Consider the following 262-nt stretch of genomic DNA (forward strand, 5'->3'; position numbering starts at 1 on the left):
GAGCAGGTGGGTGCCAGATTATTTATGGGGGTGTAGCTCAGTTGGGAGAGCACCTGCCTTGCAAGCAGGGGGTCAAGAGTTCGAATCTCTCCATCTCCATTCGGTATGAAGGAAGGAAGCCGTAAGGCAGCCGGAAGTCATGCCAGCATGTACCTTGAAAACCACATATTGAATATATCTAGAAAAGTTGAAACAGAGGAGAGGTTCGCAAGAACATCAAACCTGTGGAAAACAATTCAAGACATCCGAGGTGTTATATCGT

The 262-nt window shown here is 46.9% G+C and carries 1 tRNA gene; it reads left to right on the forward strand.

The window, feature by feature from the left end:
- Positions 1–26: 26 nt before the first annotated feature.
- Positions 27–99, forward strand: a tRNA-Ala gene (locus tag NE473_RS32365).
- Positions 100–262: the final 163 nt, after the last annotated feature.

This window comes from Hungatella sp. SL.1.14 (genome assembly GCF_024460495.1).
In the GTDB taxonomy this organism is placed as follows: domain Bacteria; phylum Bacillota; class Clostridia; order Lachnospirales; family Lachnospiraceae; genus Hungatella; species Hungatella hathewayi.